Source organism: Alkanindiges illinoisensis (assembly GCF_004377485.1).
GTDB classification, from domain to species: Bacteria; Pseudomonadota; Gammaproteobacteria; order Pseudomonadales; family Moraxellaceae; genus Alkanindiges; species Alkanindiges illinoisensis_A.
The window spans coordinates 21,699-47,828 of the sequence record NZ_SNTY01000006.1 but is presented as its reverse complement, the minus strand read 5'-3'; the positions used below and the strand labels follow the sequence as shown (position 1 = coordinate 47,828).

General features: G+C 48.5%; 27 protein-coding genes. 12 read left to right on the top strand and 15 right to left on the bottom strand.

Annotated features, from left to right (window positions below; genetic code table 11):
• Positions 1-64 precede the first annotated feature (64 nt).
• Positions 65-622 (top strand): hypothetical protein, encoded by a 558-nt coding sequence (locus E2B99_RS01150; RefSeq protein ID WP_134243175.1) that lies wholly within the window; start codon positions 65-67, stop codon positions 620-622.
• On the opposite strand, the gene E2B99_RS01145 is transcribed toward E2B99_RS01150, so the two are convergent.
• The 4 genes from E2B99_RS01145 to pdxA are packed head-to-tail and all read right to left on the bottom strand — an operon-like array spanning position 568 to position 4,508.
• Positions 568-1,407, bottom strand: coding sequence for a symmetrical bis(5'-nucleosyl)-tetraphosphatase (locus tag E2B99_RS01145; protein ID WP_134243174.1), 840 nt, complete (start codon positions 1,405-1,407; stop codon positions 568-570). The genes E2B99_RS01150 and E2B99_RS01145 overlap by 55 nt on opposite strands.
• Before the next feature lie 52 nt (positions 1,408-1,459).
• Positions 1,460-2,617 (bottom strand): hypothetical protein, encoded by a 1,158-nt coding sequence (locus tag E2B99_RS01140; protein ID WP_134243173.1) that lies wholly within the window; start codon positions 2,615-2,617, stop codon positions 1,460-1,462.
• 8 nt (positions 2,618-2,625) lie between these two features.
• Entirely contained in the window at positions 2,626-3,450 is an 825-nt protein-coding gene (gene rsmA, locus E2B99_RS01135; RefSeq protein ID WP_134243172.1) for a 16S rRNA (adenine(1518)-N(6)/adenine(1519)-N(6))-dimethyltransferase RsmA, read from the bottom strand.
• Between the two features lie 56 nt (positions 3,451-3,506).
• Entirely contained in the window at positions 3,507-4,508 is a 1,002-nt protein-coding gene (gene pdxA / locus E2B99_RS01130) for a 4-hydroxythreonine-4-phosphate dehydrogenase PdxA (protein ID WP_134243207.1), read from the bottom strand.
• A gap of 385 nt (positions 4,509-4,893) precedes the next feature.
• Between pdxA and rplM the strand changes: the two genes are divergently transcribed.
• The 3 genes from rplM (at position 4,894) to E2B99_RS01115 (ending at position 6,791) form a co-directional block, all read left to right on the top strand.
• Entirely contained in the window at positions 4,894-5,322 is a 429-nt protein-coding gene (gene rplM, locus E2B99_RS01125) for a 50S ribosomal protein L13 (protein WP_134243171.1), read from the top strand.
• Positions 5,323-5,334: 12 nt separating this feature from the next.
• The gene (rpsI, locus tag E2B99_RS01120) at positions 5,335-5,721 is read left to right on the top strand and encodes a 30S ribosomal protein S9 (RefSeq protein ID WP_026471335.1); all 387 of its coding nucleotides are present in this window, start codon (positions 5,335-5,337) and stop codon (positions 5,719-5,721) included.
• Between the two features lie 251 nt (positions 5,722-5,972).
• Positions 5,973-6,791, top strand: a complete 819-nt coding sequence (locus E2B99_RS01115) for a lysophospholipid acyltransferase family protein (RefSeq protein WP_134243170.1) — start codon at positions 5,973-5,975, stop codon at positions 6,789-6,791.
• Between the two features lie 27 nt (positions 6,792-6,818).
• Here E2B99_RS01115 and E2B99_RS01110 read toward each other — a convergent pair whose 3' ends face one another.
• Genes E2B99_RS01110 through alkB form a run of 3 tightly spaced genes read right to left on the bottom strand, consistent with a single transcriptional unit; the run spans position 6,819 to position 9,367 of the window.
• On the bottom strand, positions 6,819-7,976 hold the full coding sequence (locus tag E2B99_RS01110; RefSeq protein WP_134243169.1) for a methionine aminotransferase: 1,158 nt from the start codon (positions 7,974-7,976) through the stop codon (positions 6,819-6,821).
• Positions 7,977-8,029: 53 nt separating this feature from the next.
• On the bottom strand, positions 8,030-8,671 hold the full coding sequence (locus E2B99_RS01105) for a DNA-3-methyladenine glycosylase family protein (protein ID WP_134243168.1): 642 nt from the start codon (positions 8,669-8,671) through the stop codon (positions 8,030-8,032).
• A gap of 21 nt (positions 8,672-8,692) precedes the next feature.
• Entirely contained in the window at positions 8,693-9,367 is a 675-nt protein-coding gene (gene alkB, locus E2B99_RS01100; RefSeq protein WP_134243167.1) for a DNA oxidative demethylase AlkB, read from the bottom strand.
• Positions 9,368-9,565: 198 nt separating this feature from the next.
• On the opposite strand from alkB, the gene E2B99_RS01095 reads away from it, so the two are divergent.
• Genes E2B99_RS01095 through E2B99_RS01085 form a run of 3 tightly spaced genes read left to right on the top strand, consistent with a single transcriptional unit; the run spans position 9,566 to position 11,464 of the window.
• The gene (locus E2B99_RS01095; RefSeq protein WP_134243166.1) at positions 9,566-10,216 is read left to right on the top strand and encodes a glutathione S-transferase N-terminal domain-containing protein; all 651 of its coding nucleotides are present in this window, start codon (positions 9,566-9,568) and stop codon (positions 10,214-10,216) included.
• Positions 10,217-10,220: 4 nt separating this feature from the next.
• Positions 10,221-10,670 carry a ClpXP protease specificity-enhancing factor gene (locus tag E2B99_RS01090; RefSeq protein WP_134243165.1) on the top strand — a complete coding sequence of 150 codons (450 nt, stop codon included), beginning with the start codon at positions 10,221-10,223 and terminating at the stop codon, positions 10,668-10,670.
• Positions 10,671-10,726: 56 nt separating this feature from the next.
• On the top strand, positions 10,727-11,464 hold the full coding sequence (locus tag E2B99_RS01085; RefSeq protein WP_134243164.1) for a hypothetical protein: 738 nt from the start codon (positions 10,727-10,729) through the stop codon (positions 11,462-11,464).
• A 237-nt stretch (positions 11,465-11,701) separates the two neighbouring features.
• Here the strand turns inward: E2B99_RS01085 and E2B99_RS01080 are convergent, their stop codons facing one another.
• Positions 11,702-13,012 carry an alpha/beta fold hydrolase gene (locus E2B99_RS01080; RefSeq protein WP_240687684.1) on the bottom strand — a complete coding sequence of 437 codons (1,311 nt, stop codon included), beginning with the start codon at positions 13,010-13,012 and terminating at the stop codon, positions 11,702-11,704.
• 382 nt (positions 13,013-13,394) lie between these two features.
• Here E2B99_RS01080 and E2B99_RS01075 point away from each other — a divergent pair, with 382 nt between their 5' ends.
• Positions 13,395-14,663: a glutamate-5-semialdehyde dehydrogenase gene (locus E2B99_RS01075; RefSeq protein WP_134243162.1), complete on the top strand. Its 1,269-nt coding sequence runs from the start codon at positions 13,395-13,397 to the stop codon at positions 14,661-14,663.
• Positions 14,664-14,755: 92 nt separating this feature from the next.
• Here E2B99_RS01075 and E2B99_RS01070 read toward each other — a convergent pair whose 3' ends face one another.
• Positions 14,756-15,016, bottom strand: a complete 261-nt coding sequence (locus E2B99_RS01070) for a hypothetical protein (RefSeq protein WP_134243161.1) — start codon at positions 15,014-15,016, stop codon at positions 14,756-14,758.
• Between the two features lie 21 nt (positions 15,017-15,037).
• The gene (locus tag E2B99_RS14965; RefSeq protein ID WP_276320925.1) at positions 15,038-15,172 is read right to left on the bottom strand and encodes a hypothetical protein; all 135 of its coding nucleotides are present in this window, start codon (positions 15,170-15,172) and stop codon (positions 15,038-15,040) included.
• 297 nt (positions 15,173-15,469) lie between these two features.
• Between E2B99_RS14965 and E2B99_RS01065 the strand changes: the two genes are divergently transcribed.
• The 3 genes from E2B99_RS01065 (at position 15,470) to rsfS (ending at position 19,533) form a co-directional block, all read left to right on the top strand.
• Positions 15,470-16,678, top strand: a complete 1,209-nt coding sequence (locus E2B99_RS01065) for an acetate/propionate family kinase (RefSeq protein WP_134243160.1) — start codon at positions 15,470-15,472, stop codon at positions 16,676-16,678.
• Between the two features lie 56 nt (positions 16,679-16,734).
• Positions 16,735-18,888, top strand: coding sequence for a phosphate acetyltransferase (gene pta / locus E2B99_RS01060; RefSeq protein WP_134243159.1), 2,154 nt, complete (start codon positions 16,735-16,737; stop codon positions 18,886-18,888).
• A gap of 210 nt (positions 18,889-19,098) precedes the next feature.
• On the top strand, positions 19,099-19,533 hold the full coding sequence (gene rsfS, locus E2B99_RS01055) for a ribosome silencing factor (protein WP_026471348.1): 435 nt from the start codon (positions 19,099-19,101) through the stop codon (positions 19,531-19,533).
• 134 nt (positions 19,534-19,667) lie between these two features.
• On the opposite strand, the gene E2B99_RS01050 is transcribed toward rsfS, so the two are convergent.
• From E2B99_RS01050 to E2B99_RS01030, 5 genes are all read right to left on the bottom strand, one after another.
• Positions 19,668-20,357, bottom strand: coding sequence for a hypothetical protein (locus tag E2B99_RS01050; RefSeq protein WP_134243158.1), 690 nt, complete (start codon positions 20,355-20,357; stop codon positions 19,668-19,670).
• A gap of 26 nt (positions 20,358-20,383) precedes the next feature.
• Positions 20,384-21,682, bottom strand: a complete 1,299-nt coding sequence (locus tag E2B99_RS01045) for an ammonium transporter (RefSeq protein WP_134243206.1) — start codon at positions 21,680-21,682, stop codon at positions 20,384-20,386.
• A gap of 218 nt (positions 21,683-21,900) precedes the next feature.
• Entirely contained in the window at positions 21,901-23,355 is a 1,455-nt protein-coding gene (locus tag E2B99_RS01040) for an NAD(P)(+) transhydrogenase (Re/Si-specific) subunit beta (RefSeq protein WP_134243157.1), read from the bottom strand.
• Between the two features lie 12 nt (positions 23,356-23,367).
• Positions 23,368-23,694, bottom strand: a complete 327-nt coding sequence (locus tag E2B99_RS01035) for a proton-translocating transhydrogenase family protein (RefSeq protein ID WP_134243156.1) — start codon at positions 23,692-23,694, stop codon at positions 23,368-23,370.
• An 11-nt stretch (positions 23,695-23,705) separates the two neighbouring features.
• Positions 23,706-24,833: a Re/Si-specific NAD(P)(+) transhydrogenase subunit alpha gene (locus tag E2B99_RS01030; RefSeq protein WP_134243155.1), complete on the bottom strand. Its 1,128-nt coding sequence runs from the start codon at positions 24,831-24,833 to the stop codon at positions 23,706-23,708.
• A gap of 257 nt (positions 24,834-25,090) precedes the next feature.
• Here E2B99_RS01030 and E2B99_RS01025 point away from each other — a divergent pair, with 257 nt between their 5' ends.
• Positions 25,091-26,065, top strand: a complete 975-nt coding sequence (locus E2B99_RS01025; protein WP_134243154.1) for a DMT family transporter — start codon at positions 25,091-25,093, stop codon at positions 26,063-26,065.
• The last annotated feature ends 65 nt before the right edge of the window (positions 26,066-26,130 follow it).

Genomic DNA, 26,130 nt, shown 5'->3' with positions numbered 1-26,130 from the left:
GCACTTAACAGAATCCTAAAATACTCTACACTGTAGTCACGATAGACTTCGCCTATGGGTCATCATGGCTACAGTAGCCCTGCATAAAAGCAAATCCCTAGTACTCAAGAAAACCAATTTACCGTATGGCCTGCTCCTGATTTTTTTCATTAGCAGTGCGCTGATCTGGCTGGTATTTTATTGCCTTTCACCTTACTGGTATAGCCGTAGCATGGTTCATCAGCTGAGCCAGAATAACCTTGCCTTAGCTGAACAGGCAATTCCACAACATTTACTACAGCCCTATCAGGCAGACTTGATGACGCCCCAAAGCCTTGACGCGCAGCAATGGCAAGGGCCGGGTGCCAAATACCTTAAACAGGTCTGGCCAAAAGTGGCGGTTCAGCAAAACTTACATCAGCTACTGCTGTTTCATTTTAATAGTGCACCGCCTGACAGCATCAAGCGCGCTTATTCGCGTTTTCCATCGCGTTTTCGGTTGACAGTAGGCAATACACCAGAAAATACCCTGTGGCTTGAATGGCAACGGGAATCATGGAACAACTGGACACTTAGCAAGCTTTGTATTTATAACCCGCAGCCTGTGGCTGAGGTAAAAAATTGTTTGTCTTCCAGCCGATAGGCAATGAGTTGTCCGCCCCATACGCATCCCCCATCCAGCGCATGGATATGCGAGCTAATTGATTTGCCCTGCAAAGCAGCCCAATGCCCAAAAAATAATTGTGTCTGATTTTCTAGCTGGTCTGGCCATTCAAACCATGGCTTAAATCCTTCCGGCATTGGCGCACTTAAGTCATCCTTGAAGTCAAACTCCAGCCTGCCATTTTCATCACATAAGCGCATGCGGGTAAAATAGTTGGTAATTACGCGCCAACGCTCATAGCCGGATAAATGCTCCTGCCAAACGTCTGGCTGACTGCCATACATGTGCGACAAAAAAGCATCCAGATCATCCAGTTCACCGCTAATCACTTTTTCAACTTCGCGTGCATACTGTCTGGCCTGCTGCAAGGTCCAGACTGGTGGTATTCCGGCATGTACCACCACTGATCCAGCAGTTGGTTGTAACAGTAGCGGCTGCTTACGCAACCAGTTTAACAATACATCACAGTCTAAGGCGTCAAAAATCGGCTGGGTACGGTCTTTGTCCTTAATTTTCTGGAAGCCACGCCAGACGGCCAGCAAATTTAAATCATGGTTGCCCAGCACCGTTCTGGCAGCGCCCAAATCAGCCAGCCGCTTGACTTCGCGTAAAGTATTTAGTGAATCCTCACCACGTGCTACCAGATCGCCTGCAAAATACAGGCAATCCTGTTGTTCATCAAAGGCCAACGCATCCTTTAAAGCCTGTAGTGCGGCAAAACATCCCTGCAAATCGCCAATAATATACTGATAGCGGTAAGTCATTCTTTTGTTCCTGTTTTACCCATCATGTGCTGTATTGATTCACGCTTGGCGCTCAAGAATACTGCCTTAAGAAAGCCTTGATTGCCTTTGCATCTTTGAGGTTCTTTAACTGCTGTGAAAGCATGGCATTGTACTGCGTCAGGAGAGAAGCCTGTTCTTTCAGTTTTTTGATCACACTCTTTGCTGTAACCATTTCAACCCGCTCAATAGCACATAAGCTGGCCAGCCTAGCCTTATGCCCAGTAATGTTTTCATCCAGTGTTTGGCTATAGCGGTGCAAATTCAGGTGATATAAATGCAACTGCTCATCGGCCAGTTGGGCAAAATTAGAATTCGTATTAAAGCTCACTGCATTTTGTAACTGAACTAATCCCAATAAATCCTGTGACTGGTAGGCTTCAGTTGCTTGCTGCATCAGATCAGTTTTGGTAATTTTCTGCTGCTCATCTTGCTCACGGTCAGGATGCAACATTGCAGCCAGTCGCTGATAAAGCTGTCTTAATGATTTTTGCGCCGGCGCATTTGCCTGCTGCTGTGCTGTGTCCCGTTCTTCCTTAGCATGTTCCTTAGCCTGTTGTTTGAGTGCAAGCCGTGCCATTTTTCGTTGCTGCTTTTGATAATCACGCTCAGCTTCCTGCTGCTGTGCCATGATTTCAAAACTGGTTACCAGGTCAGTTGCCAAGTCAGTTGTTAAGTCATCTGCATCGAATAAGGCAACGCCACAATCAGGTTCAAACCTATGGTCTAGCGGCTGTAGATGCTGCTGTTGCGGCAGTTCACTGGCTACTGGCGCAAAGGTACTTGTTTGGGCTTGTTCAGCCAGATACAGCTGATAAATCTGGGCAATGAGCGGATCTTCATCCGGCAATTTGTGCCTTAATACCTGCTCGCATAATTCAATAATCACCCGGTGCAGTTGGACACTTTCCCAGGCTGTCAGCGGATATTGCAGGCTAGCCTGATGTAGCTGCTCAATTAACTGGCCTTGCTGACGCGCCAACTGATCATACAGTGGCATCAGTTTTCCATGAATTCGTTGTTGCACTAAAACCACCAGCGCCTGCCATTCTTCAACTTGCTGTTTTTGCTGCGCTATCTTTTCACTCAACGCATTAAACTGTTGCTGTGCAGGTGTTAGCGACTGTTGTGAAGATGAGTGCGTAGCTTCACCCTCAACTAAAATAATGGCTGTTTTGCTGGGTGCTAGCACGGTTGTTGCTATCCTGTATAAGCAGTGCACGCATCTGCCAGCGCCACAAATTGCGCCAGACTCAGATTTTCCGGGCGTGCCATGGGGTCTACCTGTGCACGCGCAAAACCTTCCTCATCCAGCTTGCCCTTGAGCGTATTACGCAATGTTTTACGGCGTTGGGTAAATACATGCGACACCAGACTGGCAAACTGTTTTTCATCCTGCGCACTCAGTGGTTTTTGCGAGTAAGGCGTTAACCGAAACACGGCACTGGTGACTTTTGGCGGCGGATTAAAGGCGCCCGGTGGCACTTCAAACAAAAACTCAGGCTTACAATAATACTGAATCATGACAGACAGACGACCATAATCCTTGCTGTTGGGTTCGGCCACAATCCGGTCAACCACTTCCTTTTGCAGCATAAAATGCATGTCCTGCACCTGACTGCCATATTGCAACAGGTGAAACAGCAATGGCGTGGAAATGTTATACGGCAGATTACCCACAATACGCAACGGCTTGTTGTCTTGCACCAGCGTTAGAAAATCAAAGCGTAAGGCATCGCCTTCCACAATGGTGAGCTTTTCCGGCTGGGTTATCCGTCCCGGTAAACCCGCAGCCAGATCACGGTCCAGCTCAACAACAGTTAAGGCTTCACTAGCCACCAGCAAGGGTGCTGTGAGCGCGCCAAGGCCGGGGCCAATTTCCACCATAAAATCACCCGGGCGTGGCGCAACGGCATGCACAATTTTTTCAATCACGCGGTTGTCATGCAAAAAGTTTTGTCCAAACCGCTTGCGCGTCCGGTGTCCTTCATCTTTGGGATTGGGCGCGCTAAATTGATAACTCATGACAAAACCTTTTTAACCCTATAAATATAACAATGCGTAATTCAACGAAACAGCACTCAAAGTGCTGCCTCATAACGGTCTGCCAACTGCAATGCCAGTTCGGTCGCAACGAATAAGCTACTGCTACTGGCCTTGCCGCTGCCCGCCAAATCCAGTGCCGTGCCATGATCCACCGAGGTGCGGATAAATGGCAAACCCAGCGTAATATTAACAGCTTCACCAAAACCTTGCGATTTTAGCACTGGCAAACCCTGATCATGATACATGGCCAGCACGGCATCAGCATCCTTTAAATACTTGGGCGTAAACAGGGTATCGGCTGGAAGTGCATGGCCCACATCAACGCCTTGGGCACGATAACTGGCCAGAACGGGTTCAATCACGTCAATTTCTTCACGGCCCAGATAACCGCCCTCGCCTGCATGCGGGTTGAGGCCACACACCAGAATTTTTGGATGGCTAATGGCAAACTTGGTTTTCAGATCATGAATTAAAATGTTCAGAATTTGTCTCAGGCGCTCCTGGGTAATCGCCGCTGCCACATCTTTTAATGGCAAATGTGTGGTCACCAACGCCACCCGAAGCTGATGGGTAGCCAGCATCATGACCACCCGCGGCACGCCTGCATATTCTTGAAAGAACTCGGTATGACCGCTAAAGGCACGCCCCTCAAGAGAGCCTGCTTCATTAATCACTGACTTTTGCACAGGAGCCGTGACCACCCCGGCTGCATCACCACGCATGCAGGCACGGGCAGCTTCGGTAAGCTGCGCCAGCACGTAGGCTGCATTAGCAGTGTTAAGCTGGCCATTTATCACGGGCTGGGCCAGTGGCAAGTCTTTGACATATAGCGCACTGCCTGATGCAGGTTCGGACTGCCCCTGATAATCCAGCAAGGTCACTGTTTTGCCCAGTTCGGCTGCCCGTTGCTGCAACAAGGACTTATTGGCCAGCACCACCAGTGGACGCGGTGTGTTAAATCCGGCCAGATCCAGACAAATGTCCGGCCCAATGCCTGCAGGTTCACCCGAGGTAATATAAAGCGGCTTTAATGGCAGAGAATTCAATTGAGGATTACGCCTTTTTCATTGCGGTTTGCCATCATTATATAAACCTAAGAGAGAGAAAACAGGCATAAAACTTTGCGGGTTGTTGAGCTTACATATCTAAAGCCAAAAATTTATTGGTTTTCAGTTAATTTCTTCCGTTCTGCTGCTTGAGTGGACTAGTGCCTAAACCAGATAGTAAGCAAATTGTTGCAACCGTATTGCTGACCGCCTATTTACCTATACCTGGCCGTTTAATCAATTTTTAAATCCTAACTAAAACTTTTGCTTTTTATCTGGGTAAAGGTTGTTATTTTGCTCAATTTTCACTAAAATTCGCGCTCCATTTTGTTTGGACTGCTTTAAGGTTCAAACCAACGATAATAGGTAGTGGTCAATGAAAACTCTCAGCGCCAAGCCTGCTGAAGTGCAACACGACTGGTATGTTGTTGACGCATCAGGCAAAACTCTCGGTCGTCTCGCGACTGAAATCGCTCGTCGCCTACGTGGCAAGCACAAGACATCTTTCACCCCTCACGTTGATACTGGCGACTACATTGTTGTCATCAATGCTGAGCGTGTACAAGTAACTGGTACTAAGTCACAGAACAAAATGTACTATCGTCATAGCGAATTCCCAGGTGGTTTGAAAGAAACCAACTTTGAAAAGCTGATCAGCCATAAGCCAGAAGAAGTGTTGCAACGTGCTGTTAAAGGCATGCTGCCAAAAGGTCCTCTGGGCTATGCCATGATCAAGAAAATGAAAGTATACGCTGGCAGTGAGCATCCACATACTGCTCAACAGCCACAGGTTTTGGACATCTAAGGAAGAAACGACATGGCAACTAATTATGGTACTGGTCGCCGTAAGACCGCAACCGCTCGTGTGTTCCTGTCCTCAGGTTCAGGTAAAATCACTATCAACAACCGTGATCTAGACACCTATTTTGGCCGCGAAACTGCCCGTATGGTCGTTCGTCAGCCATTAGAGCTGATCGACGCTGTTGGCAAATACGATATTTTCGTCACTGTTAAAGGTGGTGGTATCGGTGGTCAGGCTGGTGCAATTCGTCACGGTATTACCCGTGCGCTGATTGCAACTGACGAAACCCTGAAATCTGCACTGCGTCAGGCTGGTTTTGTTACCCGTGATGCGCGTGAAGTTGAGCGTAAAAAGCTCGGTCTGCGCAAAGCGCGCAAGCGTCCACAATTCTCCAAACGTTAATACGTTTGCCCTGTGGGGCGAGTTGTGCAAAAACCCCGGGAAACCGGGGTTTTTTATTACCTGCCATTTTACTTCAGTTTTTACAGCTTCATTAAATATCTTTATTATCTTCGTGATCGTCAGGACTGTGTTCTACATTAACCCATAAATTTACGCTACAAATCTGTCTTGTGATTCACTACAGTTCAAGCTACAACCAAAGCTCTGATTAACCCACTTTGCTTTGCTTAATAACTTCAAGACGGCTTGCCATGAACACATCCTCAAGCCTTGTTGCTGATTTTCAACCGCTACCCGCTCCGCTGGTACAGCCGGTCTGGTGGCTGAGCAAACGCTGGTTTAAGCCGCGCTTTTATGGTTTGGAGCATCTGGATGCCAAACGCCCGGCATTGTATGTCGGCAATCACACCATTTATGGCTTTGATTCGCCTGCTTTTGTGCTGGGCATTTATCAGTATAAGAAAATCTGGTTGCGCGGCCTGGCGGATCATTTTCATTTTTATTTTCCGCTATGGCGCGGTGCGCTGCAACAGTTTGGCGCCTTTGATGGCACACGGCAGGCAGTGGACAGGCTCATGCAGGCGCGGCAGCATATCCTGATTTATCCGGGTGGTTCGCGTGAAGTGCTCAAGCACAAGGGCGAGGCCTATCAGTTATTCTGGAAGCAGCGTCTGGGCTTTATTGAACTGGCCATCCAGCATGGCTATGACATTATTCCATTTGCGGCACTGGGTGGCGAGGAAACGCTGGATATTGTCTATGATGGCAATGACTTTAAACAGTCATGGCTGGGTAAACTAGCGCAAAAAAGTGGTTTTTCTGCACGGTTCTTGCGTCATGGCGAGTTTTTCTTTCCCCTTGTAACCGGTTACAAGCACATTCCCTTTTTACCCAAGCCCAAGGCACTGGCTTACCAGTTTATGCCACGCCTGACCACCTGGCATAAAGACATCAATGCCTCTGATGAAGAAAAAATGGCATTGCGCGATTACATCCAGCAGCAAATTGAAATTGGCCTGCACATGCTACGTCAGCAGGATGATCCCAAGCCAACTGATGCGCAAGATTAACTGTAAGACTACTTCATTAATGAAGTTTTAGGCAATCTGGCAAAGGCGTTGTGCTGCCTGTTGCAAGGTGGCTTCAGTTTTGGCAAAACACAAGCGAATCAGGCGCTGGCCTTGAATGGGCTGTTCATAAAATACCGAAATGGGAATGGTGGCAATGGCATGTTGATGTACCAGCCACTGACTCATGGCCACATCATCCAGATCATTGCGAATGGCTGAATAATCCAGCAACTGAAAATAAGTGCCCCGGCTGGGTAGTAATTTAAATGCTGAAGGTTGAAGCAACTGGCCAAACAGGTCGCGCTTGGCCTGATAAAAACCGGCTAATTGATTAATATGCTCGGGATGCTGCTGCATAAACGTTGCCAGTGCATGCTGGATTGGTGTGACCCCACAAAAATTCACATACTGGTGCACCTTTAAAAATGCCTGCATCAGTTCTGGTGTTGCCACCACATAGCCGGTTTTCCAGCCGGTCACATGAAAGGTTTTTCCAAACGAGCCAATCATAAACGAACGTGCTGCCAGTTCTGGCAACCCAAGCACACTGGCATAGGGCTGCCCATCAAACACCAGATATTCATATACTTCATCACTCAGCACCAGAATATTATAGGGTTCGATAATGTCATACAGGGTTTTTAAGTTCTGCGCACTTATGACAGCCCCGCTGGGATTATGTGGAAAATTAATAATCACCAACCGTGTTTTGGCCGAGATCGCGTCTTTAAAACGCTGCCAATCAATGCAAAAATCCGCCTGCAACGGCACATGAATACACACGCCACCGGCTAAGCGGGTGGCCGGATCATAACTGTCATAGCAGGGATCAAACACAATCACCTCATCACCTGCCTGCACTACCGCCTGAATCACACAAAAAATTGCCGCCGTTGCACCGGGGGTGATGGCAACTTCACTGGCAACATCCGGTAGCCAGCCATAGCGCTGTTGAATGCTAAGCGCCACTTGTTCACGCAAGGCTGGTAAACCCTGCATTGGCGCATATTGCTGAAAACCCTGACTAGCAAAGCTTTTAAGCGCCTCCAGCAGCTCTGGTGGACTGTCAAAATCTGGAAAACCCTGCGACAGGTTTAATGCCCCGGTTTGCTGTGCCAGTTGCGTCATCTGGGTAAAAATCGAGGTGCCAATGGTCGGTAACTTATTGGGCAACTGAACGGGCATGACAAACTCCTGTACTACTCAAGCGAATTATTTTAAAAGCAGCTAAGCAATGTTTAATCCATCATACGCCATAGATACCAGGCTGCCACACTTTGATAAGGCGCCAGTTGTTCACCAATAGTGCGCAACTCCTTTTTGCTGGGGGCCTGTTCCAGTTTTTTAAGCCGCCGATAGCCCTGCTGCACTGCATAATCATCCACAGGCAACACATCCAGCCGCCCCAGATTAAAAATCAGTAGCATTTCAACCGTCCAGCGTCCCACCCCTTTGAGCTGGGTTAACTGCGCAATTAACTGTTCACTCTGCATTTTCTGGGCGGTACTAAAATCAGGGATTCCACCTTGCAACTGAGCCTGTGCAATGCCGAGAATACTGTCTAGCTTACGTGCCGAAAATCCGCAGGCACGGATCAGCTGTGGATCGGTCTGTATCAGTTGCAGGGCGGTGGGAAACTTTCCCTCATAAAGCGTTAACAGCCGATTTAAAATGGCTTGTGCTGCCTTGCCATGTAGCTGCTGGTGTGCAATGGCCCGAATCAGGGCTTCGTATGGCTGTTGCACCGGTTTTAGCTCAAGCTGGCATTCTCCCACCCTGGCAATGTGTTGTTGCCAGTCGTTATCAAGACTGGCTAAAAAGCGGCTGGCCTGTTTAAACAGCTGTTGTTGACTGGCGCTAATCGCAGAAGACTCAATCATCGTGTTGTAGCCTGCCTTTATTTAACCTGCGCACCTGAAGGTAAAGTTAATACGCCGCTCGCCCAGTAGCGGATGGCAGCCAGCCTTTAACGCTAAAATACCATGGTAGCGCAGACGGTCTACCCCGCCCCATACCACCACATCGCCATGCTGTAGCAAAATTTTTTGCGATTTATCCTGCCGTTGCAATCCACCAAACAAAAATGTGGCAGCCATTCCTAGTGATACCGATACCACAGGCTGGCTTAGGTCTTTTTCATTTTTATCCTGATGCAGCGACATTTTTGCCCCAATGGCATATTCATTGATCAGGCAGGCGTCCGGCTGAAAATCATTAAACCCGGCAAGGCTGGCAGCCTGTATTGCCAGCGTTTTAAAGATAACCGGCATTGCTGGCCATGGTTTGCCAGTCAATGGATCAAAAGCTTGATAGCGATAGCCCTGCCGGTCAGTGACCCAGCCCAGTGTGCCACAATTGGTCATGGCGGCAGACATCCGGTAACCTCCCGGCGTGACCATCTGCCGAAATGGCGCGCGTGCTGCAATCTGGTCAATTGCCGTGATGAGATCATGCTGCATGGCGCTGGCAAACTGGCGCAGTACCACCGACTGCTCCCCAATTTTTTCGATGCTGGTTTTTTCAGGCTCAGCATTTTCTGTTTCATCAGGTAATCCTTCAAACAAATCCAGATTCATTGGTTGCTCCTACCAGTTTGATTCACCATCGCCAGGTTAGGACACTCTAGCGTGTGATTAAACATAACGCATTTAATGTCACAAAAATTAAAATGCTTAAGCCTGCAAAAATAAAACGATGTTATTACCGGGCAATCCATTTAATCGCGCTATAATCTCAAGTATCCTGAAATTTTAGTGACATAGCCTTTTGGCAATATGAATAACGAGTTAGCCCCCCAGCAAGGTATTGTTCTTTATAGCCATCCCGATGATCATTATAGCCATCGTATCCGGCTGGCGCTGGCCGAAAAAAATGTGAAGTACCAACTGGTGCTGGTGGATGAATTTTCCGAAGATGTGGCCGACCTCAATCCCTATAATCAGTTGCCAACGCTGGTGGAACGTCAGGTGCGCCTGTATGAAAGCCATGTCATTTTAGAATATCTGGACGAGCGTTACCGGCAAGCCAAATTACTCCCCGACACACCCAATTTGCGTGCTGAACAACGCCAGTATGCGTGGCGCATCGAACAGGACTGGATGAAACTGGCCGATATCCTGCTGCGCCATCCTGATACGCTGGATGAAAAAGCGGCCCGCGAGGCCCGCCATAGCTTAAGCCAGTCACTGGTGAGCCTGTCGCCCCTGTTTTCTCACTTTCCGTTTTTTATGAACGAGCAATTTGGCTATAACGACTGTATATTAGCGCCATTGTTATGGCGTCTGCCACAAATGCAGATTCATTTACCAAGCGCCCATTGCAAGCCGCTACTGGCCTATTGTAAAAGACTTTTTGAACGACCTGCTTTTATTGCCTCGCTGACCGAATCAGAACGCCATAAACAGCAAAATCCACTGTACAGGTAATGCCATGTCTACTGAAATGATCCCAACCCGTCCGTATTTGCTCCGGGCAATTTATGAATGGACCAATGACAACAAACTGACACCTTACCTGCTGGTCAATGCTGAACTGCCCAACGTGCATGTACCGCGCCAGCATGTACAGGATGGCCAGATTGTATTGAATATTGCACCACATGCCGTACACCACATGGTGATGGACAATGATGCAGTCAGCTTTAGTGCTCGTTTTGGCGGCGTTTCACAGCAACTGTATATTCCCATGGCTGCCGTACTGGGATTGTATGCCCGTGAAAATGGACAAGGCCTGTTTTTTGACCCGCAGGAATATGAAAGCTATCAAGCCAGTACCGCAGATCAGTCCGCAGATGGTGTTCAAAACGAAACAGATCAGGCTGCCGACCAAAATGCTGCTAAAGCTCCAACTAAAAAACCCAGCTTGCGTATTTTGGATTAACAGGCGGGACTAACAGACGGCATTAACAGGTTTTTAGCTTAACCGAGGAACACCGAATGGCGTTTTCACTACTTGATCACTTGCAAAATAGTCGCCAGACTGAAATTCAGGCGCTTGTGCCAGCCATTGATGCTGACGGCCAGCGCGAATTGCTGGCCATTATGCTGGGTCAGCTTATTGTGCTTGACCGTAGCAACAGTCAGGCCTTGTACCAGGCCATTGCCGCACAAAAGCATAACATACTCTGGCAAGGCCTTGATGATCAGGCCATCAGCCAGCTTGCAGCAACCACTGCCCTGCCTGTTAGCGAATTTAAAAGCGTACTTGACCAGTTGTATGGCTATGCCAGTGATGAAATTCATAGCCTAGATCTCACAGCCAATCTGGAACAAGCCGGGGTGTCCGAACTGATTCAGGGACAGACAGAATATCTGGCTGGTGCTGCACCAGATCAGGTGTGGCACGTGTTAAATTTGACCGAATTACAGGGCCAGACTGCTACTACAGAAACAGCAGTTGATCTGAACGCCAGTATTGCAAGCTTGAATAAACTGATGATGGATGCCAGCCAAATGAACACGCAAACGCCTGACCATGCACACCATACCGATTCTGCTGTAGCGCATGATCCGGATTTACATCACGACCAGCACGATCCCAGTTATGGCCATGCAAGCATTGAATTGCCTTCACAACGCCCAGCCCCACGTTTCTTTCTGGTACTGGAACCATTAATTGCATTGCTGATTCTGATTGCCTTGTGGGAAATTTATAACAACCTGACAGGCTACTAATCTGGCTTCAAGCCTGTTACCCATTTGTGTTAACAGGCATGGTTTTTATAAGTTTTGCTTTTATAAGAGTTAATTCGCGACGAGCTTTAGAAAAAGATAATAGAGACTGATCCATTAACAGATAAAAAAACTGACAGTAAGTCGGAAATAGCCTTACTGCCAGTAAAACCGGGTATTTCAAATCTTATTGATTATATTTTAAAATCAACGTTTAACGCTACTCAACATCACAGCCACTCAACTTAACAGACCTACTACGGCATCACTTTTTAGCAAATCCTGCAAACGTGCAGCATTTTCAAAGTTGCCATGCTTGAACAAGGCCCGTACCCGCTGTCCTTGTGCCTCAAAAATCAGGCATTCCAGTCCAAGCTCTTGTCCATCGATATCAGTCAGGCATAAGCGCATATCACGCGGCTGTGACAACAACTGCTGCGCCATTTCTACACTGCCTGCATCAATCAGCACACCAAAAAAGTTAATGTCTACTACATTAACACTGGTTTCCAGCTCAGGCTGTAGCCGGTGGCGCATCAGATAGCTGGACTGTTTAAGCTGTAGCCGTGCTTCCCCGCGACGCTCCATGTTTTGCATTTGCTCACGGTTGAGCACCCGCACGCCTTCCACCTCGGCAATGTCCTTGCCTTGCAGGAAAGTTGCAAACAGGTTCATGGTTTCCTTGCGGCGCTGCAACTGAGGCACATGATCGGCATTTTCAATCATGGCAAACTGCATGTCCTTGCACTGCAGGGCAAAGTTGGCATTTTCAAATGGCAGGGTAAAGCTATCAAACTCACCACAGGCCACCATAGTTTTGCATTGTGGACTGGGCACATGTTTCAGGCGCAGCAATCGATTACAGTTAATTTCGTAACGCAGCCGTTCGGTCGTGGCAAAATCAGCCATTTGCCTAAAAAACAGGCGCTTGGCTGTGGGTGACATCCGGGTCTGGTCAAGGCGGGCATGATTAATCAGGTATAAAATGACGGCCTGACCAAATTCTTCCATGCGGTCTTCACGCATCAGGTGCAGGGATTCTTCCAGCAACATGCGCCAGCTGGGACGGGTTTTTTGCATCACACCCATCAGCACCAGCCGCTCAATTTTTTCAGGACGCTGGTCGGCAAAATGGGAAGCCACCACTGAACCCAGTGACATGCCCATAATGGAAACCTTGTTTAAGCCTACTTCATCCATCCAGCGACCCAGCATACCTGATAGCTCTGGCAATTCCAGAATGCCTGCAGACGCACCTGTTTCCACGTTGGTAATTTGCTGGTTACCGCCCATTGAAGGCAAGTCCACCAGAATGATTGGGCCACATTCCAGTAGTTGTTCTACACAGTATTTATAGGAATTAAAATTCTGAAAGGCACCACCAATAATGACCACAGGTGGCAAATGCATGGTTTCTTCGAGGCCAAAGGCCACATATTCGATTTTCCAGCCATCAATCCAGTGTGCCCGGCTGGGTTCCTTAAAGCTGTTACGCGTATAGGTGTCAAAAAAACAATGAGGTTGAATTCGCTGGATCAAGCTATCATGCATATCCTGTTGCCCTAACGCCCACACGGCATTCATAACACACTCCTTGTAACCCCACGACATCCCTTGGTATAGCGTGGCTAATTTCAGTAATAAGCAGCATGAATTCCATTCACATCGCTACCTACATTTCTTTTATGACATCACTGTCAGCATTTCCAGTTATTCCTTTACTGGTCATTTCATTACAGACTTTCTGTGATTGCTAGATATACCATAAGTTACTGGCTTGTGAACAGCACATTAACTACTAAAATAATATAATTCTGATGAACAAAAGATCTTGAACAGTGACACAATCCGCACACTTGCTTCAAATATACCGCTAAAAGTAGTTTGCTGCTAAACTAGCCCATTCAATCTTTATACCTTATTGGAAATATCAATGTCCGCATCACTCAATGATTATATGCAAACGTTAGGGCAACAAGCACGTGCTGCCGCACGTGTGCTATCAGGTGCGCCGACAGAAAAGAAAAATGCTGCACTATCCTGTATTTATGATGCCCTTAAAACCGGACGACAACACATTCTGGCAGCCAATGCCAAAGATATGCAACGCGGTCAGGAACGTAATCTGGATGCTGCCTTGCTGGATCGGCTGGAACTTACGCCTGTACGTTTTGAAGGCATGTTGCAGGGACTCAAGGATGTGATTGCACTGATTGACCCTGTGGGGGTAATTACCGATCTAGCTTACCGTCCGTCGGGTATTCAAATTGGCAAGATGCGGGTGCCACTGGGTGTGGTGGGGATGATTTATGAATCCCGTCCCAATGTGACGCTGGAAGCAGCGTCTTTGGCGTTAAAATCCGGTAATGCCATCATTTTGCGTGGCGGCTCCGAGGCCTTTGAATCCAATCAGGCCATTGCCAAATGCATTCAGAACGGCTTGCGCGCTGCCCATTTGCCTGAGCACTGTGTCCAAGTGATTGACACACCGGATCGGGATGCGGTGGGCTTGCTGATTACCATGTCGGAATTTGTTGATGTGATTGTACCGCGCGGTGGCAAAAGCCTGATTGAGCGCATTACCAATGAAGCCAGCATTCCGGTAATTAAGCATCTGGACGGCAACTGCCATGTGTTTGTAGAGCGTCAGGCCGACCTGCAAAAAGCACTGCCCATTTGCTTTAATGCCAAAACCCACCGTTATGGCGTGTGCAACGCCATGGAAACCCTGCTGCTGGATGAACCTATTGCTGAAGATTTCCTGCCGATGATTGCCGAGCTGTATCTGGAAAAAGGCGTAGAGTTGCGCGGCTGTGATGAAACTCGGCGGATTCTGGGTGAAACAGTAGTTGCCAAAGCCAGTGAAGAAGACTGGTATACCGAATATCTGGGGCCAGTACTGGCCATCAAAATTGTTGATGGCATTACACAGGCCATTGACCATATTAACCAGTATGGCTCGCATCATACCGATGCCATAGTGACTGAAAACTACAGCATGGCACGTCAGTTCCTGCGTGAAGTGGATTCCAGTTCGGTCATGGTGAATGCCTCTACCCGTTTTGCCGATGGTTTTGAATATGGACTTGGCGCAGAAATTGGCATTTCTACCGACAAGATTCATGCACGCGGGCCTGTGGGACTGGAAGGCTTGACCTCACAAAAATGGATTGTGCTGGGTGACGGTCAGATTCGCCATTAAGCTGACTAGAAAATCTTTTGGAAAATAAAAAAGGGTTGCAAATGCAGCCCTTTTTTTATGCCTGTTATGATGTCTGCTGAATAGAGAATAAATTATCGCACTGTAATCGTCAGCGCATAATGATACACATCAGCAGCAGGCTGCTCACCAGTCTTGCTGTTTGGATAGCTCATTTGCGGGTAGCTGGTTTTAATTAAATACTGACCCGGCTGTGTAAACTGAATCCGCACCTGTTCGTCTTTATCAGACATTACATCCGGTTTATCCTCGCCTTCATTTTCATCATGATGCATGGCACCGGCCTGCTCAACATGCAAACCCGTATTTGCCGCAGGCTTGCCATTAAACAGCAACTGGAAACTTAAACCCTCGGCTTATTTAACCTGATGGGGATGCTGGCTAAATTTCAGCGCCAGTCCTTTGTTATCAGGAGTCAGTGCCTGTTTGCCTTCCGGTAAATCACTTAATGGCAAAATATAGACTTCATGCGCATTGGCCATACCAGCCAACAGTAATACTGCTCCCCAGCAAAGCTGTATACATGCCGGTTTTAATCATTGCGATTCCCCACTAAAAAAATTTTGAAAAACCTATCTTACAATAGTGTCTATAAAAATTATTCCTATGTAAAAACAATTCTCAGTTTCATTTAAGATTCATCAAAGATTACTGATTCATACTTAAACGCTTAAGCATTATTTGCTACTTTTGTTTTTTAGCACACTGGGCAACTTTGCTGTAGGGTTTGCTATGCCCTTGATGGGCTTTATATTTTGCTTTGGTCTGGAATTTATTCTGAGAATGATATGTCTGCTTGCATCCTGGTAATCAATTGCGGTTCTTCATCCATTAAATATGCCCTGATTGGTAGTGGCACTGGCGCTGAGCAGCGAATTGCCGGGCTGGCCGAAAATCTGGGAACGGCACAGGCCCGGATTAAAGGAACACAGGCAGATGGCAGTACCTTTAACTATCAGTTCAACGACAATAATGATGCACAGGCTAAACCAGCCAGCCATGCCGATGCGCTGCAATATATTCTTAAACAGTTATCAAATCATCAGCCTGCTGCGATTGGTCACCGGGTTGTCCATGGTGGTGAAAAATTTACGCAGGCGGTGCAGATTGATTCACAAGTGATGGCCAGCATCCGGCAAACTTCGGCACTGGCACCCCTGCACAATCCGGCCAACCTGCTGGGTATTGAAGCCACGCTGGCGTTATTTCCCAGTTTACCGCAAGTGGCTGTATTTGATACGGCTTTTCACCAAAGTATGCCGCCACATGCCTACCGCTATGCCCTTCCAGAAACTTTATATACAGACTACGGGGTGCGCCGTTATGGCTTTCATGGCACCAGTCATGCCTATGTGAGTGAGCGTGCCAATACGCTTGCCGGCATGCCAGATCAGGGCGGCTGGCTCACGGCTCACTTAGGCAACGGTTGTTCCACCTGCGCCATCTGGAATGGCCAAAGCATGGATACCAGCATGGGTCTGACTCCACTGGAAGGTGTGGTGATGGGCACCCGTAGTGGCGATGTTGATCCCGGCCTGCACCGTTTTCTGGCTGATAATCTGGGCTGGTCACTGCTTAAAATTGATGAAGTGCTAAACCGTAATAGTGGCTTGCTGGGCCTGTCCGGACTGTCGAATGACATGCGCACGCTAGTGGATGCTGCCAAACAGGGCAATGAAAAAGCCCAGCTTGCGGTGGATGTGTTTTGCTACCGGCTGGCCAAGTCACTGGCAGCCATGAGCTGTGCCTTGCCTGCCCTACATGGCCTGATTTTTACGGGTGGCATTGGTGAAAATGCAGCAGATATCCGCGCCAAGACTATTAGTTTGCTACCACATTTTGGCTGCACGCTGGATGATGGAAAAAACCAGCGCATGTATGCGGGTGCAGAAGGCCGCATTGACGCTGGAGCAGGCCCGCAAATCTGGGTAATTCCCACCGATGAAGAAGGCCGGATTGCCGTAGAAACCCGGCAGGTTTTAGGGCTGATTGAATAAGCCAAGCTATTGCATGATTTTTAAATATTAGGTTAACAGCATTTAAGGAAAGCAAAATGAAAACATTTTTACTGGTTCCTACCGGGATTGGCGTTGGTTTGACATCAGCGTGTCTGGGGCTGATTCATGCACTGGATTGTCTGGGCATTAAATCAGGCTTCTTAAAACCATTTGTACAAACCGAGCTAAATGGCAGTGGTGCGGATCGCTCCTCGGCACTGGTTGGTCGCACCTTTGGCCTTAATCCTCCGCTTGCCATTGGCCAGCATCAGGTCGAACGCATGCTGGGTGATAACCAGCTGGATGAACTGCTGGAGAAAGTGATTAGCCTGTACCATGATGCGGCACAGGGCAAGGATATGGTGGTGGTGGAAGGTGTGGTGCCTACCGGAGAAGCCAGCTATGCGGCTCAGCTCAATATCGGCCTTGCGCAAGCACTGGATGCCAAAGTGATTCTGGTCACCACAGCCGATATGCAAAACCCGGAAGCACTGGCCGACCGCATTGATATGCATTTGCGGCCTTTTGGCGGCACTGGGTCACCACGTACCTTGGGCACCATTTTAATGAGGGTACAGGGCTTGCCGGCTGATAGCGCACAAATTCCACTGGCCACCGATAGCTCGCTGCGTCTGACCCAGCCTTTACAAGAGTTGATTGAACAGGTACAGCCATTCTCACCTCTGGTGGGCACCGAACAATTCCCCATTATTGGCCTGGTGCCGTTTAGTAATACCTTGAGTGTGCCACGCACGCTGGATGTGGCCGATGTCCTGAATGCCGAGTGGCTGAATGTAGGCGACGCTGAACAGCGCCGGGTACAGCGCACTAGTTTAACAGCGCGCACCGTGAGCAATGCCTTGCCGGGCTTTAAGCCGGGTACATTAATTGTCACGCCCGGTGATCGCGATGATATTCTGGTGGCTGCGGCACTGTCGAGCATGAATGGTGTTCCGCTGGCTGGCGTGCTACTAACCGGTGGCTATACTCCGCATCCCGCCATTGTTGAATTGTGCCGCCCGGCCTTAAAAACTGGACTGCCGGTACTATCGGTTGGCATGGATTCCTTTGAAACCGTGAGCCGCTTAAGCCAGATGAGCAATGAAATCCCCAGTGATGACATTGAACGTGCCGAACAGGTGACCCGCTTTGTGTCCAGTCATATTGACCTGGACTGGCTCAAGGCACACAGTGCGCTGACTTATGCAACCCGGCTGTCGCCTTCTGCTTTCCGGCATGAGCTGGTACAACGCGCGCTAAGCCATAAAAAACGGATTGTACTGCCTGAAGGCGCGGAACCCAGAACCGTACAGGCCGCAGCCATTTGCCAGTCACGCGGTATTGCCCAATGTGTGTTGCTGGCCAAGCCTGAAGAAGTGGAAGCAGTCGCCAAGGCGCGTGCCATTACCCTGCCGCCTGATCTGGAAATCATTGATCCCAACCTGATTCACCATCAGTACATTAGTGCCATGGTTGAACGCCGCAAAGGCAAACTCACCGAGCCAATGGCCGAAGCCCAGTTGCAGGATACTGTCGTGCTGGGCACCATGATGCTGGCACTGGGCGAAGTGGATGGCCTTGTGTCAGGCGCTGTACATACCACGGCCAATACCGTGCGCCCGGCTTTCCAGCTGATTAAAACAGCACCCGATTACTCACTGGTTTCTTCCGTATTTTTTATGCTGCTGCCGGATCAGGTGGTGGTGTATGGGGACTGTGCCATTAATCCAGACCCGAATGCTCAAGAGCTGGCTGAAATCGCCATTCAAAGTGCTGAATCTGCGCTGGCCTTTGGCATAGACCCACGTGTTGCTATGATTAGCTATTCCACCGGTGAATCTGGTTCAGGCACCGATGTTGACAAAGTCCGTGAAGCCACCCGCATTGCCCGCGAGCGCCGTCCGGACCTGCTGATTGATGGCCCGCTCCAGTATGATGCTGCGGCCATTGAAAGTGTGGGACAACAAAAAGCGCCCAATTCACCCGTTGCCGGACGTGCCACCGTGTTTATTTTTCCTGACTTAAATACAGGCAATACCACTTACAAGGCTGTACAGCGTAGTGCCAATGTGGTGAGTGTTGGCCCCATGCTGCAAGGCTTAAACAAGCCGGTTAATGACCTGTCTCGTGGAGCACTGGTTGATGACATTGTTTACACGATTGCCCTCACTGCGATTCAGGCCATTCAGCGCAATGTTCAACCTGATTAAGTAAAGGTTATAGCCAGCACACATAGCCACCTAAAGTAGGTTTGTCTAAAATTCTTACATTTTTCAACCGTCTTTATTAGCCATTTTTTAACTGTAAAATGGCTAATTTTTTATTAATTGATTAAAAATAAAACAATTACAGCGAAATTGAAATTTTTTGAGATTTGCGCTATAGTAATAGTGCCTAATTGTATGGATTTAATTCCCTGTATGAATATTGAACCTTCTCGAGGTCAATCATCAACATCCGATAAAACCTTTACTACGACTGGTGTTATCGCAAACTCTGCACTTTCCGCCGCAAATCAAACCGATAAAAATGCACAAGAATGCCTTGAAATCGTACGCTTTGCCTTGAATGATGTTAAAGCCCAAAATATTGTTGAGCTTGACGTTACTGGTCTGACCAATATTTCCGATATGGTTGTGATTGCCAGTGGTACCTCAACCCGTCATGTGAAAGCGCTGGCTGACAACGTGGCGGAAGAAGCCAAGAAACAGGGATACCGCCCTGTTGGTGTTGAAGGTGAGCGTGATGCCGAATGGATTCTGATTGATTTAGGATTTGTTGTGGTCCATGTGATGTTGCCAACAGCCCGCAAGTTTTATGATCTGGAAAGCCTGTGGCGTCCGGTTGAGAAATAACTGCTGGTATAGACGTTTAGCTTCGCTAAAAAAGCTGACTGGTCTGGTGTGAACCAGTAAAAAAAGCAGGGATATGACCTGCTTTTTTGTTGTCTACTGATAACCATTTGCGCTAATAAGTCTAGTTTCTCCCTCTACAATAACTGGCGAATAGGCCATTCTGGATGATTTTCTTCCAGAAACCTGACTGCCATCGTTAACTGCCGATCTGCCTTCACTGGCCCCACATACTCACACAGGGCGCTATAAATCAGGTTAATCACCTGCTGCATATCCTCAATCGTCAGCAAGCTAGTAGGTGGCGCTTCCATATCCGTCCCTGTCCACAGCCGCAAGGCATGAATGCTGTCACTCCCCATTTTCAGCTTGGGAATGGTATCCATCAAGTATAGTCGCAGGCTACGATCAATCTGGGCAGGTGCAGTTTTAAACAGGCGCTGGCTTAAAGCAGTAAAGCACTGCATTAAGGCCTGAGCGTGTTCATCCCCTTTAAACCGGGTGGGCATGTCCAGTGATTCAGCATGGCGCAATACCGGTTTTCCCGGCTTGGTTTTCTTGCTGGCAAGCTGGTTGTCCCGCTCCCGTGCTGACAAGGCCAGCAGGACACTTTGCAGCATTTGGGAACGCTGTGACTTTAACGTTGCAGTGGTGCAAATTTCATTTAAAAATCGTTGCAGCACAAATGCCGGTTCATGGCTGTAGTGCAGTTCCCAGAATTCCAGTATGTCCTGCAGATAATCGTCTGGCAAAAAAGGTTTTAATCCTTCTTCCACTGCTTGCCGTTTTTGCGCCACACTCAGGTGCGTCTTTGCATCAGAATTCATAGTCTTCACTCCTCCCTGGATGGCCACTAGCGACGGCTATTCAATTGATCAGGATCAAATACCGCAGCATCCTGAAATTCGGGATAAGCCAGTTCGGCATGTTCGGTATAATCCAGACCACGCTGTTCATGCTGTGGTGATACACGCAGGCCGCCCAGTAGTTTGCTTAAGACAAAGTACACCACCAGCGCTGCACCAAACCCCCAGATAAACCCTGAAAATACACCAATGCACTGCACCAGCACCCGGTTCAGATTAAATAACTGTCCTTCAAAAAATAGACCTGCTGCAATCGTGCCCCATGCCCCGCAAAAACCATGCACACTCACGGCATCGACTACATCATCCAGCCCTAGTCGCTCCAGCAACAATGGCCCATGAGTCACCACAATGCCTGCGATAAGGCCAGTTAAAATGGCAAATACCGGTGACATGCTGGCACACCCGGCAGTAATTGCCACCAATCCCCCCAAACTGGCATTGATTGCGCCAGTGAGCAAAATGGCCTTACCGCGTATTAAGCTCAGCACCAGATAAGTGACAGTACCTGCACAGGCTGCCAGATGGGTGTTTAATGCAATCTTGCCAATGTTGCCCCCTGCTGCCACTGTCGAACCTGCATTAAAGGCAAACCACGCCAGCCACAGCATAAAACCACCCAGCGCAACCAGGCTCAGATTGTGGCCGGGAATATGGCGGGCACGGCCCTGACTATCGAACCGGCCCATGCGTGGCCCTAGCAAGATAATGCCAGCCAGTGCTACCCAGCCGCCAATCGAATGCACCACAGTAGAGCCGGCAAAGTCAATAAATCCCATTGCCTTAAGCCAACCATCACCACCATGGGCACTGCCCCAGGCCCAGCTGCCAAATACCGGATAAATCAGGCCACTCACCAGACAGGCACCAGCCAGATACGCCACAAAATGAATACGTTCTGCCATAGCGCCACTGGCAATCGTGGTGGCTGTTGCAGCAAACATCATTTGAAAGAACATGAACGTCCAGTCCCAGTCGGCCATTTGCTCCGGGAAAAAATGACTTGCCCCAAACCAGCCAGTGCTGTTAGTGCCGAACATCAGGCCATAACCCACTGCCCAGAACACCAGGCCACCGAAACAGGCATCCAGATAGTTTTTCATAATGACATTCACGGCATTTTTGCTACGCACCATGCCGCCTTCGACCAGCGCAAACCCGGCCTGCATCATAAACACCAGCATGGCTGCCACGACTACCCAAACACTGTCTACTGCCAGCTTGATTTCACCCAGATTATCGGGCGCAGCATAGGCAATGCCTGTGCTCCCTAAACCAGCCACCATGCAAAATATTGATACCCAACGCTGATTACACATGTTCATCCCCTTTGATGATTACAGGGGACAACGCAAACAGCATGCCAAGATATTAAGCAAAACTTAATTTTTACGCTGGCTTCAGCAATTTTTTTAAAATTAGCAATCAAAAACTCGCCATAAAAAAAGCTGCCCGATTGGACAGCTTTTCTTGAATCAACGATTTCTAGGATAACTAACCGGAATTAGTGACCGCCACCATTAATTGCTTTGGTCATGTCTTCCACAACTTTCTTGGCATCACCAAAGATCATCATGGTCTTGTCATTGTAGAACAGGTCATTGTCGAGACCCGCATAACCAGTAGCCATAGAGCGCTTGATCACCATAATGGTGCGTGCCTTGTGGGCTTCCAGAATGGGCATGCCATAAATTGGTGAGCTTGGATCATCTTTTGCCGCAGGGTTTACTACGTCGTTTGCACCAATCACCAGCACCACATCAGTGGCCGGGAAATCAGAGTTGATTTCATCCATTTCCAGAATGTCTTCATAGGCAACGTCGGCTTCAGCCAGCAATACGTTCATGTGACCCGGCATGCGACCAGCAACCGGATGGATTGCAAAGCGTACAGTCACGCCCTGCTCTTTGAGCAGGTTAGCCAGTTCTTTAACCGCGTTTTGTGCACGGCCTTGCGCCATACCATAACCCGGTACAATGACCACGCTGTCTGCGTTTGACATCAGGAAGCCTGCATCATCCGCAGAACCGGAACGGTAGTTACGCTGCTTAACTTCTCCAGCCTCTGCGCCACCTGCTGCACCAGCAGTTGCAATACCACCAAACAATACGTTGATGATAGAGCGGTTCATGGCTTTACACATGATGTAGGACAGGATGGCACCGGATGAACCCACCAGAGAACCAGCCACGATCAGCATGTTGTTCTCTAGGGTAAAACCAATACCAGCCGCTGCCCAGCCAGAAAATGAGTTCAGCAGAGATACCACGACTGGCATGTCGCCGCCGCCCACTGGTGCAATCCACACCCAGCCAAAGGCCAGTGCCAGAATAGTCATGGCCCAGAAGGCCTGCATATTGCCAGTGCTAAAGAATACAAAGCCGCTAGCCAGCATGGCAATAAAGATAATCGCCTGAACTGGTTTAACCCAGCCACCTTTAATAGTTTTGGCCCACTTTTTAGCCGCCAGCTTGCCATAGGCAAATACAGACGCGGTAAAGGTAATTGCGCCCACGAAACAGCCCACGAACAGTTCAAACAAATGAACCTTGCTCATGTGTGCATGTTCTACACCAGCAGTGGTTAATGCTGCTTCATTATTGGCAAACAGATCAATCAGCTGATTGTTGTGCAAAATTGCGGCAATGGCAATCAGGACTGCTGCCAGACCAACCAGTGAGTGCATCAGTGCTACTGTTTCTGGCATCTGGGTCATTGGTACAGTACGCGCGCGGGCAATACCCACCACGGCACCCAGTACCATCGCACCCAGAATCATGGGTACAACCGGATGGTCAGCAACAAAGAATGTGGTGATTACAGCAATTGCCATGGCAACCATGCCATAACGGTTACCCGCAATCGCAGTCTTGGGACCAGACAGGCCACGCAATGTCAGAATAAAAAGGACCGCACCGATTAAATAAAACCAGTTGGCATATTCACGTATAAATTCCATCAATCCTGCCCCTTACTCTTTGGCCGCTTTTTTGGCTTTAGGCTTGAACATTTCCAGCATACGTGCTGTTACTGCAAAACCACCAAAAATGTTAATGCTGGCCAGGAATACTGCCACAGCACCCAGCACACTAACCACGTTAATGCTCTGGAACGCCACGTTTCCATCTACGCCAATTGCCGGTAAGCCAACAGTTTGCAGCATGGCACCAACAATAATAATGGAGGACAGCGCATTGGTTACCGCCATTAAGGGTGTATGCAATGCTGGTGTAACACCCCACACCACGTAATAGCCCACAAAAATGGCCAGTACAAAAATCGTTATCGTTTCAACCATGATTGTGCTCCTTAACCACGTTTGAGCAGCACTTGGCCGCCATGGGTTACCAACAGGGCTTTTTGAATTTCATCGTCCTGGCTTAAAACCAGATTTTTTTCTTTATTAAATAAAGTTTCAATGAAATTCAATACGTTGCGCGCATACAATGCAGACGCTTCAGTGGCAAGCGTGGCAGGAATGTTTGGAATGCCCAGAATCTTGACACCATTGGCGGTTACAACAGTTTCACCAACCTGTGAGCCTTCCACGTTACCGCCAGTTTCAACCGCCATGTCCAGAATCACTGAACCAGGTTTCATCTTGGCAACAGTTGTCGCATTAATCAGGCGTGGGGCATTGCGGCCAGGAATCAGTGCTGTGGTAATCACGATATCTGCATTGGAAACCGCTTTGTCCACAATGGCAGCCTGATCCTTGATGTACTGCTCACCGGGCTGCCAGCCGTAACCGCTCTTGGCAGCTTCGGCAGCGCGGGCTTTTTCTTCATCAGACATTGGCACATCCAGCCACTTGCCACCCAACGACTCAACCTGCTCTTTGGCGGTTGGACGCAGGTCTGTTGCTTCTACAATAGCGCCCAGACGCTTGGCTGTTGCAATGGCCTGCAAGCCGGCAACACCAACACCCATAATCACAACACGGGCAGGTTTTACGGTACCGGCAGCGGTCATCAGCATCGGGAACATACGCTGATATTCGTTAGCCGCCAGCAGTACCGATTTGTAGCCTGCAAGGTTGGCTTGCGAAGACAGCACGTCCATATTCTGGGCGCGTGATAGGGTACGTGGCAGTAATTCAAGTGCAAAAGCAGAAACTTGCTGGGCCGCAAACGTATCCAGCTCTGGATTACGGTACGGATCGAAAGTCGCAACAATAATACTATTGGCTTCGAGCTGCTTAATTTCATCGCCAGAAGGCGCGCGTACCTTAAGGATAATTTTACTGCCGGTATAGGCATTATCCGTCAGGGTTGCACCCACTTGTTCATAAGCACTGTCAATATAAGCGGCTCTAACGCCAGCACCGCGTTCAATCACAACGGTGTGCCCGCTCGCGGTCAATTTTTTAACCGTTTCAGGTGTTGCAGCAACGCGTGTTTCGCCTGCAACCGTTTCGGCTGGAATTCCGATCTGCATGAGAGGTCCTCAAGCTGGTTTTTTGTCTGCAAAAGCTCCTTTGTAAGAAGCTTCCCCCAGTAAATTTCCCGTAAAAGGTTTGCGATTGTACTCTAAATAATTAAAATTTGTACCTACTATTTCTTAGCTGAATACCAATAAATTCTATTTTTCTTCAATTTTGACATTTTTACATGTCAAGTTGCTCAATTTGGCTAATTGACAACTGCTTATTTCAAAAACACACTATTGCCCTGTCCTGCCGTGCTGCATTTAACATGTCCCGCCTTAACTTCACTGCTTCCGGTTCAACTGCCCTGTTTGGTTCTATTTGCGTGCTTTTATCGGCGGTACTATTTGCCATTAAAGCCATTTTAATTAAATACACCTATCAGTTATCACCTGATGCCGACGCAGTCACCGTGCTTGCCTTGCGCATGATGAGCGCGCTGCCATTTTTTCTGGCAATTGCCCTGCTATCCAAAGCACCTATAAAATCAACCACATGGCGCGACTGGAGCTTGCTGCTGTTTGCTGGTTTTATTGGCTACTACCTGGCCAGTATTCTGGATTTTATGGGGCTGATGTATGTGAGCGCCTCACTGGAACGGATTATTTTATTTCTATATCCAACGCTAACGGTGCTGGCCAGTGCTGCTCTCTATCGGCAAAAAATTACCGGGCACACCTGGCTGGCTATTTTGCTGAGTTATGGTGGCACGCTGGTGGTGGTTTTTGGTGAAGGCTGGCAAGCGCTGCATGCCAACAATATTTTACTGGGCAGTTCACTGGTATTTGCCGGAGCCATTGCCTATGCCAGCTATCTGGTGATGACACCGACTTTAATTAATCGCTTTGGCAGTTGGCGTTTTACCGGACTTGCCATGAGTGTGGCCTGTATTGCAGCAATTGGTCATTATTTATTGGTGACACCACAGCCTGCGCAGCACCTGCTGCAACTGCCTAACGGCGTGATCTGGTATGGCATGGCTTTAGGGTTCTTTTCAACCGTGTTGCCTGCCACATTATTAATGCAAGGGATTGCCCGGATTGGGTCAGCACAAGCAGCACTGATTAGTGCAGGGGGGCCAATTTTAACCCTGCTGCTGGCTGTGGCATTTTTAGGTGAACATTTAAACCTGATCCAGTGGATTGGCTGTGCTTTAAATATCACTGGCGTTTTGATGATTACACTGATGCCTAAAAAACCCGTACCTGCACCCACTGCACCTTCTATGGAAAACCTGACCTAGCACAGAAGCGGCATGCTGCCAGTTACAGCTTTTTAGGACAGAATCCTGTAAAATAATGCGTTATT